Origin of the sequence: Rhodococcus sp. SG20037 (genome assembly GCF_031763325.1) — a bacterium.
Lineage (GTDB): Bacteria > Actinomycetota > Actinomycetes > Mycobacteriales > Mycobacteriaceae > Rhodococcus_F > Rhodococcus_F qingshengii.
This window is the reverse complement of record NZ_CP134497.1, coordinates 842939-855731: the sequence shown is the minus strand read 5'-3', so window position 1 is coordinate 855731 and position 12793 is coordinate 842939. Positions and strand designations below refer to the sequence as shown.

The window sequence follows — 12793 nt, the reverse complement described above, 5'->3', positions numbered from 1 at the left end:
GAAAGAAACAGTCGATCCCGGACAGCGGGAATCCAGCCGGTTACTGGTAAACGGCGGTCTCGAATTCCAGGTATCCGTTGATGGATCCAGGGTCCGCGAACGGCAGAATCTGCGTTGCCCAGAACCCGCCGACGCCGGTCTGCCGGTCGATCCAGTAATAGAGGTTGGCAAGACCCGCCCAAGCCAGCGATCCGGCCGGCCTACCGGTGGGTGCCACCTCTTCATTTGTCATGAAGGAGTATGCCCATCCCTTGGGTACACCGGGGAAGAATTCCGCATCGTTGGACAGCGTCGGGAGAACTCCGGGCAACAACCCCACGTGCTGGCCTTCGAGCCCGCTCTGAACGGCTGCAGCTACCGTCTCCGGCGACAACACGCGACCGGATGTGCCCGCGCCGTCGTTGAGCCACATACGAATGAACTTCATGTAGTCGCCGACAGTGCCGTGCAAACCATGACCACCCATGTGCACCTCGGGTTCGGCCGGAAGCTCGAATCCGATGAGCGGAGTGAGGCTTCCGTCGCTCTCGCGCTGATGGATCGGTGCAAGTCGATCCTTCATCGACGGGCTCATCGTGAATGCCATATCCGTCATCTCGAGAGGTTCGAAGATGCGCTCGCGCATGACATCGCCGAGTCGCTGACCTCGAATCGACTCGACGACCTGTCCGGCCCAGTCGATGTTGGTGCCGTACTCCCACTTCTCACCCGGGTCGAAGAGCAGCGGTGTCGTGAGCGCCGCTTTGCTACACGTGATCACGCTGGGCTGCCCATGTTCCTGCGAGAGCCGGTTGTACGACTCGTTGAAGAAGTCGTAGCCGAACCCTGCAGTGTGAAGGAGCAGCATGCGAGTGGTGATGTCACGCTTGGGTTCCCGAAGAACGGGGTTTCCGCCGGCGTCGAAACCGTCCAGGACCTTCAGCTCACCGATGTCGGGAACATAGGTCGCTGCAGGTGCATCGAGATCGAGCAACCCCTCCTCCACACATTGCAGGACAGCGGTACCGGTAATCGCCTTGGTGGTGGAGAAGAGCGCAAAGGTTGTATCGAGGGTCATTGGAACGCCGGAACCGAGAGTCCGCTCGCCCGCAGCACCCTCGTAGATGTTGCCTTCTCGATCCGTGATCATCGCGACCACACCCGGGACGCGATCAGCCCCCTGAGTTGCTCGCGCCAGCACGTCGTCGAGGCGCTGCTTCGAAAGGGGCTTCCGCGCAATATCTTCGATCGTCACTGCATTTCTCCATCCGACTTGCAACTTGTCTTGTCGAACAGAATGTAACGGCGATCACACACCCGGCTCTGCCTCGAAACGGCAGGAAAACTGTCTCGTTTCGGCAGAACCGGGCAGAGATTGGAGTCAGCTCTGGGGCGCTCCGATATTCACCAGCCAGGAAATGCCGAATTTGTCTGTACAGGCGCCGAATTCGTCGCCCCACATCTGCTTCTCGAGTGGAACGCTCACCGTTCCCGTTCCCGACAACTGCTCCCAGTACCCGCGCAGCACATCGCCGTCGTCGCCGCTGAGGCTGACCGTGATGTTGTCGCCGGGGTTGTACGGCATGCCGGGCGGAGTGTCGGCACCCATCAGGGTGTATCCCTGATCGGTTTCGAGCATTCCGTGCATGATCTTGTCGCCGCCTTCACCGGGATTGCCGAACTCACCGAACGTGCTCAGCGCCAGCGTGCCACCAAAGATTTCTTTGTAGAACTCCAACGCCTCACGGGCATTGCCGTTGAAGCTGATGTACGGATTGAGTCGAGTTGCCATGACGTACTCCTAGCTCGTGGGATTGCTGTCACGTTCGATTTCAATCCTTGCAGAACGCTCCGACACGAAACAACGGATCACGGCAGTTCATCGAGTGCGTAAAACGATCGTCATGACCGTTCAAACAACTGTCCTCAGAGTCGATTCCGGGTCTCGGAAGGCAACTCTCCGAACCGTTTCCGGTAGGCGGCCGCAAACATGCCCAGATTGACGTAGCCCCACACGTTGGCGATTTCGGAGACGGTTCTCCCGTCGGAACGCAACAGTTCGCCGCGTACACCCTCCAACCGACGCGCGCGCAATCGTTGTCCCGGCGTGGTGTCTCGGTACCGTCGAAATCCCGCAGTGAGCGCCCGGACACTGACACCCACCGCAGCCGCGATCTCCGATGCCGTCGGCACCGAGCGAGCAAACGTATCGATGTACTCCTCTGCCGATCGCACGTAGGCAGGTTCGGCGGAGGCGACGTCGACGCCGAGTTGCAGCCCGGCCTGCGTCGCCCACTCGTCGAGAAGCTGAGCCGCGATGAGTTCTTGAACCCTGGCACCCAGCCTTTCGCTCGACATCGCCTCAGGCGACTCTGCAATTGCGCGAACGACGTAGTCCATCAATGCCAGCCAACTCGAGCCCCGCCCGCCAATGGTGCACTTGTGCCGCCACAGACGGTCGTCGGGAACCGACCCGAACCATTGCATGGCGTGATCGGCGACAAGCTGATGCGGCACAGTGAGATTCAGCTGCAGATGATCTTCGTCGAATTCGACGAAGTAGTCGGTCCGGCTACAGTCGGCGACAAAGGTCTCCCCCACGGCAGTATTCACCGCAGTTCCTCCGCCGAGGGCATGTCGACCGTTGCCTCTGATAGTCGTCAGAACCAGAATGTTTCCGGCCTCAGGCGAACATTCACCGACGGAGACCGGAATCCCGTAACAGAATCTGGTGACGTCGATCTTGCCGACTGCCGCGGAGTACATGTCCGAAGCCGGCTTCAACCGACTTCCGATCGGCGTGACCGTATACGGCATGTAGATGTTGTCGGACCACTCCTTGATGCGGTCCCAGTCCCGAGAAAAGGCCTGGTGATGCTGCATAGTGGGCTGGCCGGCCGCGTCGATGAGCAAGGCATCCTCGAACATGGTTCGAGTATCGCACCAGGGCCCGGGAAGGTCACGCGAAGTGAGCTGACGTGATCACTGGCTGTACGGCGGCGGGTCGTGTTGCAGCAAAAAGCAGCGAATCCACCGCGGTCCCCCGGATCACCATGTGTGCCCTCATTCGCCCCTCCTCCTCCATTCCGATTTTGGTGAGCACCGACGCCGACGCCGAATTCTCCGGACGACACGTTGCCTGCACTCGCTGCGCTCCGAAGCGAGCAAAGGCGAATTCCAGAACCGCGCGCGCCGCCTCCGACGCATAGCCTCGCCCTTGGAACTTCGGATTCACGACAAAACCGAGTTCCGCCCGCCGGTGCGCGGCGGATACTTCCCACACAGCTACCGAACCGATGACCGCTCCATCGGCCTTCGACGTGATGGTCAGGGTGAACGTGCGACGTTCGACGAGCGCAGCTTCGAGTGCCGCGTCAGCCAGGAATGCCCTGGTCACCGCGGGGGTGTTCGGCCCCCAATCAACATATCTACAGACGGCAGGGTCGGATGCGTACTGATGGACGGCACCTTCATCCGCGGCAGTGAAATCTCGAAGAACAAGGCGTTCCGTAGTCAACGTGAACATCCAGCGATCCTAGAGCGAGCCCAAAAGCACCTCTTGACTCGAACGTATGTTCGAGTATCCTTTGGGGAGGGGATCGGGGGATTCAATGAGCGTCTTGTTGTCGGATGTGGTGTCTGGTTCTGCGGTGGGGTTACGCGGACGCCTGTGGCGGTTGACTGCTGCTGAGTTGCGTGCTGCTGCTGTCGAAGCGAGTGCGGAGATTCTGCGCCTCGAAGCCGTTCGAGTGGCGGTGGTGGACGAGTTGTCGTTGCACCCGGATGATCAGGTGATTGCCAGCCGCGGGGTGGGTGCGTGGTTGGCGGCCAACACCATGCTGCAGGTTCGGGACGGGAAGAAGATCGCCGCATTGGGTGCGGCTTTGCGGCCGTTTCCTGCGGTGGCGGCTCGGTTTGATGGCGGGGATTGCTCGTTCGATCATGCCGTGTTGATCGTGGCGTTCTGTGAGTCACCACCGAAGGGCATGCCGGAGGAAGCGCTCCCTCGCTGTATCGATTTGTTGTTGGCTGCCGCGTCCGGAGTGGAAGCGACAACCACGAAAGTGCGGAACGTGATCGCGACGTTAGAGCGCATTTTCGAATCGGATGAGATTCCGCCCGCCGAGGATGTGGATCGGAATGAGTTGCGGATCGCGTCGACGTTGAATGGTCGGGTGGTGGTGCGTGGTGATTTCGATGCCCTCACCGGAGAAATGCTGCTGTCGGCCCTGTCGAATTTGACGATGCCCACCCCGGCACCGGATGGAACCCCGGATTCTCGGTCGGCAGCGAAGCGGACGGCGGACGGGTTCGCCGAACTGATCCGCCGCTATCTCGATTGCGCCAAGACTGGTACCGATGGTGGTCAGCGTCCACACGTGAACGTGCACATCAATGCGCGTGATCTCGCTGAGCATCGGGATTGCGCCGCGTCGCCTTCTGATGTGGACGACGAAGGCTCACCCGATCTGGACTTGTCGGATCTTGATGTCGGCCACATGCCCTGGCTCGGGCCACTCTCGGTGTCGCAGACCCGACTTCTCGGATGCGACTGCTTCCTCTCCACCGTTCTGCTCGACGATCACGGCACGCCCTTGGATGCGCAACCAGGAAAGAGGTTGGTCACCGCCGAACAACGCGTCGCCCTCATCGCCCGAGACAAAGGCTGCGCCTTCCCGGGCTGCACGTGCGTGCCCGCCTGGACGGATGCGCACCATATCCGGCACTGGGCGAACGGTGGCCCGACGGTGATGAACAACCTGGTCCTGCTGTGCCGTTCACACCACCGGTTGATGCACCGGAAATCAGGGTTCGTCGGGAAGTGGGCGATCCGCATCGGCGCCGACAACAAACCGTGGTTCATCCCGCCACCCTCGATCGACCCCGGGCAGCAACCCAGGCCGGCGAACACCACCTTCAAAACCTGAGAGGTCAAACCTCTTTGGCGACAACAGAACACGAACCGAGCACCGCATCGAAGGAGACCTCGATGCGGTGCCAACCGGCCGTGACGCTTGATGAAGCTGTGCCCACGATAATCAGCGAGTCAGCACAAGCCCCGATGTCGGAACGCCCGTTCCCGCAGTCACCAGTACATTCTCGACGGAGTCGACCTGGTTGACCGAAGTACCGCGGATCTGCCGAACACCCTCGGCGATACCGTTCATCCCGTGAATGTATGCCTCGCCGAGCTGTCCACCATGGGTGTTGATCGGAAGCTTGCCGCCGAGTTCGATTGCGCCACCGGCGATGAAGTCCTTTGCCTCTCCCCTGCCACAGAAACCGAGTTCCTCGAGCTGCATCAGAACATAGGGCGTGAAGTGGTCGTAGAAGATCGCCGTCTGCATGTCCGACGGGCGCAGCCCACTTTGTGACCAGAGCTGATCGCCGACAAGGCCCATCTCCGGTAGGCCGGTCAAACCGTCGCGGTAATAGCTGGTCATGATGTATTGATCTGCCCCGCTGCCCTGTGCGGCGGCAGCGATAACGGCGGGGGTGTTCTTCAGATCTTTGGCTCGTTCTGGCGAGGTGACGACGATCGCGATGCCGCCGTCGGATTCCTGGCAGCAATCGAGGAGATGCAAAGGTTCAGCGATGAATCGCGAGTTCTGATGGTCCTCGAGGGTAATCGGTTTTCCGTAGAAGAACGCCTTCGGATTGGTGGCTGCATGCTTACGGTCGGCGACGGCGATTCGACCGAAGTCCTCGCTGGACGCTCCGTATACGTGCATGTATCGCTGCGCGACCATCGCGACAAAGGATGCGGGAGTACCCAATCCGTGAGGATAGGAAAAGGCGTTGTCCGTTCCCGACGAATTGACCTGCGCCACAAGGCCGGAGTTCACCTGCCCGAAACGCGCACCCGATCGCTCGTTGAACGCGCGGTAAGCGACGACGACGTCTGCGACGCCGGTGGCAACAGCCATGGCGGCCTGCTGAATCGTCGCCGCAGCGGCACCGCCTCCGTAGTGAATGCGGCTGAAGAACTTGAGGTTCGGAATCCCCACCGAACGAGCTACTGCCACTTCGGTGTTGGTGTCCATGGTGAACGAGGTAAGACCGTCGACGTCGGCGGGTGTCAGACCGGCGTCGTCCAACGCGGCTTGAACAGCCTCGGCGGCAAGTCGCAGTTCACTGCGACCGGAGTCCTTCGAGAAATCCGTGGCTCCGATTCCGACGATCGCTGCCTTGCCGGACAATGCGCTCATTCAATGTCTCCGTTTTCAATGTCTCCATTCGAGCCCGACGCCGGAAATGCCAGTGTGACCTGTGCGGTGATGTGATCTCCCAGGCTGTTCTTGCCGACCACCGCGAGCGACACGAGATCCTCGTCGTAGGAGGTCACCGTTCCGGAGAGCGTCAAGGTGTCGTAGGCGTACCAGGGGACTCCGAGGCGGAGTTTGATCGACGTGAGTACAGCCCGCGGTCCGGCCCAATCGGTCACGAATCGCTGCACCAAGCCGGTGTCGGTGAGGATGTTGACGAAGATGTCCTTCGAGCCGCGTTTCTGTGCGAGATCGCGGTCGTGGTGAACATCTTGAAAATCGCGGGTAGCGAGCGCCGCCGAGACCACAAACGTCGGGTCGCCGTAAATCGAGAGCTGCGGAAGAACCTCTCCCACAGTGATATCCGTCGTCAAAGTCATCGTCACTCCTTCACCGCAGAAACCGCAGACACAGAAACCGGCTGCCAGGCGTACAGAGTCCAGGGAGTTCCCCCGGTCTCGTCGTCTCCGGGGAAGTCGAGGTAGACCGCCTCCACCTCCATCCCGATCGACACACTCGACGGATCGATACCGCGCAATTCGCCGAGCATCCGCACACCCTCGGGCAGTTCGACCAGGGCCACGACGAACGGCAACGACCGACCAGGAACCTTGGGGGCGTGGTGAACGACAAAGCTGAAGACCGTTCCCCGACCTGACGCGACCACGTAGTCGGTCTGCTCCGACTTGTCTTTCCAGATCGCGGGCACCGGCGGGTGCTGTACCGAACCGTCCGCACGCAGTTGAATACGCAACTCGTGTGCGGCGACACCGTCCCAGAAGAACTGCGTGTCGAGGGATGCTGTCGGACGCAGCATTCGAGATGCGTCCAGGTCCGCAGGCACGTCAGTGGAGGAACTCTCGCTGACTGGCGGCGCGAACTTCAAGATCCGGAACATCATCTCCGAGACCAGTTCTTCGCCGACCCGCCAGAAGCTGCGAGTAGTGAAGAACCATCCTTCACCAAGACCTGTCTTCTTGGGTCCCACAACGTCTTCCAACACCGAGGAGATGGTGACTTCTTCACCCGGCTTCAAGTAGCGGTGGTAGATCTGATCGCAGTTGGTCGCGACGACGGAGGTGAATCCGGCCTCGTCGAGGATGTCCGTCATCCGGCCCAACGGATCGTCGGCTTCTCGAATTGCCCCCAGACCGCGCATCGTCCATACCTGCGCCATCGCCGGCGGTGCGACTATTCCGTCGTGTCCGGCGGCGCGGGCGGCCGATTCGTCGACATAGATCGGGTTCTCGTCACCGATCGCCTCGACCCAGTTGCGGATCATCGGCAGGTTCACGGGGTCCCGGCCGGCGCGAGGAGCGCTTGGCCCGTCCTCTCGAACCCGCTCGGCAGCAGTGAGAATGGGATCTGACACGATTTGTTTCCTATCTCGGAACGCGAGGAAGCTTCAGGCCGGCGGTGGCGATCAGTTCGCGCATCACCTCGTTGACTCCACCGCCGAAGGTGATCACCAGGTTGCGCTTGATCTGCATGTCCAACCACTCCATGAGATCAGCAGTTTCGGGATCGATCGGATTTCCGTACCGCCCGACGATCTCTTCCGCCAGTCGACCGACCCGCTGGATACGCTCGGTCGCAAACACTTTGGTTGCCGAAGCGTCGGCGATATCCACCGAATCCGAATCACTCGACGCCACTTGCCAGTTGAGCAGTTCGTTGAGGCGGTACGTCGCATGTATTTCGCCGAGCGCGCGCCGTACGTCAATGTGATCAAGCAGGTTTTCACGCTTGGCCCAATCGAAGACGTGGTCGTAAATCCCTGCGACACGACCTGCCGGACCGAGCATGACGCGCTCGTGGTTGAGCTGCGTCGTGATCAAGCGCCAGCCCTGATTCTCCTCACCCACAAGCATGTTCGCCGGAACGCGAACGTCCTCGTAGTAGGTGGCGTTGACGTGATGCGCACCGTCGCAGGTGATGATCGGGGTCCAGGTGTAGCCGGGATCTTTGGTGTCCATGATCAGGATGGAGATGCCGCGGTGCCGTGAATCGGCAGACCCTGTCCGCACGGCGAGCCACACGTAATCGGCGTCATGCCCGCCGGTGGTGAAAATCTTCTGGCCGTTGACGACGTACTCGTCACCATTTCGTGCCGCCGAAGTGCGCAGTGCTGCAAGGTCGGTGCCGGCTTCCGGTTCGGTGTAGCCGATCGCGAAGTGCACTTCACCGGCGAGGATCGCGGGCAGGAATTTCTGCTTCTGCTCCTCGCTGCCGTACTTCTGCAGGGTCGGACCGACGGTCTGCAACGTCACCGAAGGCAGTGGGACATCCGCCCGCACAGCCTCGTTGACAAAAATCTGCTGCTCGACTTCACCGAACCCACGTCCGCCGAACTCCACCGGCCAGCCGACGCCGAGCCAGCCGTCCTTGCCCATACGACGGATGACCTCGCGATAGGTAGGGCCATGCCGCTCCACGCGCATGATCTTGGCCTCTTCGGGCGAGATCAGCGTCGAGAAGTAGCGTCGAAGTTCAGCTTGCAATGCGCGCTGACTGTCGGTCAGATCGATGAACACCGGGCCCCCACGAGGTCGAGTCGCTGCGAAGCACCGCCGAGCAGGCGTGCCAGGTCTTTTGCAGTCGAGTAGTAACGATGAAGTGGATACGTGACGTCGACGCCCAGACCGCCGTGCAGGTGGTGAAGCACCTGCATCGTGGCAGGCACTTCTTGGGCGATCCAGTACGCCATGACGTCGAGGTCCGACTGGGCGTCCAGGCCCTCCGACACGCGCCAGGACGCCGACAACGCCGCGACATGAAGGGTCCGGGAGGTGACGTACGCGTCGGCTATCTGTTGTGAGACTGCCTGGAACGTGGCGAGCGGCTTACCGAATTGCTCACGCGAGCCGACATGTGCCGCAGTGAGATCGACGGCGCCGGACACCAAACCGTCTGCAACGGCTCCGATGCTTGCCGTGCCGATCCGGTACAGCGTCTGGACGGCTTCCTCGCCGGCACCGAGAAGTTCACCGACTGCCTCGTCCATGGTGACTGCGAACTCCGGACTGCCGGACGCACTGGGAGTCGGCGTCAATGCGACGCCGGCGGCGGTCGGATCGACGAGAACGACTCCGGCGTCGGTGGGCACAAGAATTCTGTGTGCGCTCGCCGCGAAGGGAACGGCAAGCACCGTCCCGCTGACGCGATACCAGTCGCCCGACTGCTGCGCGGTGGTCGACGGCTGTGCCGGGAACTGCTGACCCGGCTCACCGAGCGCCGCGGTGAACACCCGTCCGGCGCCGACTCCGGTGAGCAATTCGTCCTGTTGAGCGTCGGACCCCAGAGCGACTATGGGGAGTACACCGAAGCCGAGGGTTGCGAGAGCCGGAATTGGAGCGGCGGCCCGGCCGACCTCGACGAGGAGGGAACCGACGTCGGCGACGGAGAGTCCCTCGCCGCCCAGACGCTCGGGCAGGGCCAACGTGAGCAGGTCGGCATCGGCGAATGCCGCCCAGAGCGCGTCCGGCTCCAGTTCGCGGGCAAGGAGCGCGGTAGCCACCTCGGCTACCGCTTCCTGGGTTTCATCGGGAGTGAAGTCCACGCTGGCAATCCTGTCTCTGATGTAGAACGTGTTCTAGTTGTATCACCAACGTGGACATTTCTAAAGGCCTCTACTCACGCCGTCTAATCACGGGGCAGGCCCAGAATTCTCTCCGCGGCGACGGTCAACAGAATCTGCGTGGTTCCGCCGGCAATCGACAGGCATCGCGTGTTGAGGAACTCACGCGAGAGCGGACCCTCCACCCATCCGGCCGGGCCACCCAGTTCCATGGCGAACTCTGCGACATTCTGACGCTGGCGCACGCCCACCAGCTTGCGGACGCTCGACGCCGGACCCGGATCCTGACCGTCCAATTGCCGCAGTGTCGTGCGCAATTCCAGCAGTGAGCCCACCATGGCGGTTCCGATCAGCCCACCGAGCTTGTCTGCCACCACAGGATCGGGGTCGCCGGCCAGCTCGAGCAATTCCTCCATCGCACCGCCGAGCGAAGAGCCACCGCTCATTGCGACCCGCTCGTTGGCGAGGGTCGTTCGGGCCAGTTTCCAGCCTCCACCGAGCTGGCCGACGACGCACTCGTCCGGGACGAAGACGTCGTCGAGGAAGACTTCGTTGAACAGGGCATCTCCGGTGATCTCGCGCAGCGGCGAGATCCGAATCCCAGCCGTCTTCATGTCGAGAAGGAAGTACGTGATGCCCTTGTGTTTGGGAACCTCGCGATCGGTCCTGGCGAGGCAGATGGCCCAGTCAGCTTCACGCGCAAGCGAAGTCCAGACTTTCTGGCCGTTCAGCTTCCAACCGCCGTCGACCTTTTCCGCGGTCGTGCGCAGTGCCGCAAGATCCGAACCTGCGCCGGGTTCACTGAAGAGCTGGCACCAGGTGATCTCGCCCTTGAGCGTCGGAGTCGCAAATCTTTCGATCTGCTCCGCACTGCCGTGCTCGAGGATGGTCGGCACTGCCCACCAGCCGATCACCAGATCGGGTCGGCCGATACCGACGGCCGCCAATTCCTCTTCGATCAGAATCTGTTGCGCGGCCTTGGCGCCCCGGCCGTACGGCTTGGGCCAGTGCGGCGCAAGGTAGCCCGATTCGGCCAACGCGTTGCGCTGCTCGGATTCGGGCAGCGTCACCAATTGCGCTACCTCTTCGCGAATTTCGGACCGGTCGGATTCGAGCTCACTCAAGTCGATCTGAAGGTGACGCCGTGCGCCGCCGATCGTCAATTCCGCGACGCGTGCGCGCCAATGAGACGATCCGCCCAGAATCTGCCGGAGCGACAGTGCTCGACGAAGGTAGAAGTGCGCCTCGTGCTCCCAGGTGAATCCGATGCCGCCGAGCACTTGAATGCAGTCCTTTGCCGTGTCGACAGCGGCATCCAGCGACACCGCGGCGGCCACTGCTGCGGCGATCGGAAGTTCGTCGCCCGACTCGGCAGCGACCGCACCATCCCAGGCGACGGCTCCGGCATTCTCTACGCGACACAGCATTTCGGCGCAGATGTGTTTGATCGCCTGGAACGAGCCGATGGGCTTTCCGAATTGTTCGCGAATCTTCGCGTACTCCACCGCAGTACGCAGGCTCCACGCCGCAATTCCGGCAGCTTCGGCAGCCCCAAGTACCGCCGCTAGGTCGGAAACCGATCCTGGCGCAATGTCATCGAGGATTCGGTCGGCATCGACCGTCACTCGATCGAAGGAGACTCGCGCCAGTGGTCGCGACTTGTCGATCGTGTCGACCGCTTCGTAGGTCACGCCTTCGCCGTCTCCGTCGACGAGAGCCCAGACGACACGCGAGCCTTCGTCTTCGGACACGACGCCCGCCGACACGAGTACCGATACGCCCGAATCGCCGCCCCAGGCGTAACCTCCTTCGCCATGAAGCTCGATGCCGCCGGACGCATTCGCCGTTGCCGCAACTGGACTTTCGTCCAATACGACGGCACACGGCAGCGCACCGTCGGCGAGCGTTTCGGACCATCGCTTGGCAGCGGGCGACGAACTACGCCCCACCACCAGAGCTGCGAGTGCAGTCGTGAGAACAGGACCCGGCACGAGTTCGATTGCCGCCTGCTCGAGCATTGCTGCGAGATCGACGATTTCGGCCCCGGCTCCGCCTACCGCTTCGGGAACGGCGACCGAAAATATCCCGAGAGACGCGAACTCGGACCATTTCTCCCGCCACGAAACTGCTGGTCCACGGCGTACCATGTCCATCGGCGTGGCCGAGCGAGCCCAGGCCTCTATCGATTCCTGGACCGCCCGCTGTTCATCGGTCGTGGCGATTGTCACAACTGGTTCCCGCCTCTCGATAAGTGACACAATTGCTTAGAACGTGTTCTAATATGACACCTGGCCAAGAGTCAAGGCGCGAAGGAATTTGTCGATGACCACAACATCCCGATCCCGCTCCAACGCGGTTGCTTCTGCAACGCTCGGGGACGACGATCTCAGCTCCAACGCGCAACGTGAACGCCGCAAGCGGATTCTCGACGCAACACTCGCCTTGGCGTCCAAGGGGGGCTACGAGGCTGTTCAGATGCGCGCCGTGGCCGAGCGTGCCGACGTCGCAGTCGGAACGCTCTATCGCTACTTCCCGTCCAAGGTTCACCTACTGGTGTCCGCCCTGGCACGCGAATTCGAGAAGATCGATTCCAAGGGCAAGATCCCGCCTGGAACCAGTCCGCTCGAGCGGATGCAGCTGATCCTCAGCCTCATCACCCGCGCGATGCAGCGCGATCCGCTCCTCACCGAAGCGATGACTCGCGCGTTCATGTTCGCCGACGCCTCCGCAGCGGCCGAGGTCGATCAGGTGGGCCAGTTGATGGACCGCCTCTTCGCACGAGCGATGACCGAAGAGGAGCCAACCGAAGAGCAGTTGGCGATCGCGCGCGTGATCTCCGATGTGTGGCTGTCCAATTTGGTGGCATGGCTCACGCGACGCTCTTCGGCTACCGATGTCGCCAATCGACTGGAATTGACGGTTGAACTGCTGCTCGGTGACGGAACTCGGAAACCCGAATAGACATCCTTTG

Annotated in this window: 12 protein-coding genes; 2 read left to right on the top strand and 10 right to left on the bottom strand. The window is 61.7% G+C overall.

Features of this window, described 5'->3' with window-relative positions:
• Positions 1 to 40 precede the first annotated feature (40 nt).
• The 4 genes from RHP72_RS03985 to RHP72_RS03970 all read right to left on the bottom strand — a co-directional run bounded on the left by RHP72_RS03985 (position 41) and on the right by RHP72_RS03970 (position 3505).
• Entirely contained in the window at positions 41 to 1234 is a 1194-nt protein-coding gene (locus tag RHP72_RS03985; protein ID WP_397517604.1) for a serine hydrolase domain-containing protein, read from the bottom strand.
• Between the two features lie 126 nt (positions 1235 to 1360).
• A complete protein-coding gene (locus RHP72_RS03980; RefSeq protein ID WP_047269632.1) occupies positions 1361 to 1771 on the bottom strand; it encodes a VOC family protein in 411 nt (136 codons plus the stop codon).
• A 134-nt stretch (positions 1772 to 1905) separates the two neighbouring features.
• The gene (locus RHP72_RS03975; protein ID WP_285181508.1) at positions 1906 to 2907 is read right to left on the bottom strand and encodes an AraC family transcriptional regulator; all 1002 of its coding nucleotides are present in this window, start codon (positions 2905 to 2907) and stop codon (positions 1906 to 1908) included.
• Positions 2908 to 2938: 31 nt separating this feature from the next.
• A complete protein-coding gene (locus RHP72_RS03970) occupies positions 2939 to 3505 on the bottom strand; it encodes a GNAT family N-acetyltransferase (RefSeq protein ID WP_285181509.1) in 567 nt (188 codons plus the stop codon).
• A gap of 85 nt (positions 3506 to 3590) precedes the next feature.
• Between RHP72_RS03970 and RHP72_RS03965 the strand changes: the two genes are divergently transcribed.
• On the top strand, positions 3591 to 4907 hold the full coding sequence (locus tag RHP72_RS03965; protein WP_311094370.1) for a DUF222 domain-containing protein: 1317 nt from the start codon (positions 3591 to 3593) through the stop codon (positions 4905 to 4907).
• A gap of 111 nt (positions 4908 to 5018) precedes the next feature.
• Here RHP72_RS03965 and RHP72_RS03960 read toward each other — a convergent pair whose 3' ends face one another.
• The 6 genes from RHP72_RS03960 to RHP72_RS03935 all read right to left on the bottom strand — a co-directional run bounded on the left by RHP72_RS03960 (position 5019) and on the right by RHP72_RS03935 (position 12050).
• Entirely contained in the window at positions 5019 to 6188 is a 1170-nt protein-coding gene (locus tag RHP72_RS03960) for a lipid-transfer protein (RefSeq protein WP_019746856.1), read from the bottom strand.
• Positions 6185 to 6625: a MaoC family dehydratase gene (locus tag RHP72_RS03955; RefSeq protein ID WP_020968404.1), complete on the bottom strand. Its 441-nt coding sequence runs from the start codon at positions 6623 to 6625 to the stop codon at positions 6185 to 6187. The genes RHP72_RS03960 and RHP72_RS03955 overlap by 4 nt, the downstream gene beginning before the upstream one ends.
• 2 nt (positions 6626 to 6627) lie before the next feature.
• Complete coding sequence (locus RHP72_RS03950) at positions 6628 to 7620, bottom strand: bifunctional MaoC family dehydratase N-terminal/OB-fold nucleic acid binding domain-containing protein (protein ID WP_064075134.1); 993 nt, start codon at positions 7618 to 7620, stop codon at positions 6628 to 6630.
• A gap of 7 nt (positions 7621 to 7627) precedes the next feature.
• Positions 7628 to 8779 (bottom strand): acyl-CoA dehydrogenase family protein, encoded by a 1152-nt coding sequence (locus RHP72_RS03945; RefSeq protein ID WP_042451834.1) that lies wholly within the window; start codon positions 8777 to 8779, stop codon positions 7628 to 7630.
• Positions 8764 to 9804: an acyl-CoA dehydrogenase family protein gene (locus tag RHP72_RS03940; protein ID WP_311094369.1), complete on the bottom strand. Its 1041-nt coding sequence runs from the start codon at positions 9802 to 9804 to the stop codon at positions 8764 to 8766. The genes RHP72_RS03945 and RHP72_RS03940 overlap by 16 nt, the downstream gene beginning before the upstream one ends.
• Positions 9805 to 9887: 83 nt before the next feature.
• Entirely contained in the window at positions 9888 to 12050 is a 2163-nt protein-coding gene (locus tag RHP72_RS03935; RefSeq protein WP_275231348.1) for an acyl-CoA dehydrogenase, read from the bottom strand.
• A 94-nt stretch (positions 12051 to 12144) separates the two neighbouring features.
• Here RHP72_RS03935 and kstR point away from each other — a divergent pair, with 94 nt between their 5' ends.
• Complete coding sequence (gene kstR / locus RHP72_RS03930) at positions 12145 to 12783, top strand: cholesterol catabolism transcriptional regulator KstR (RefSeq protein ID WP_003945752.1); 639 nt, start codon at positions 12145 to 12147, stop codon at positions 12781 to 12783.
• The last annotated feature ends 10 nt before the right edge of the window (positions 12784 to 12793 follow it).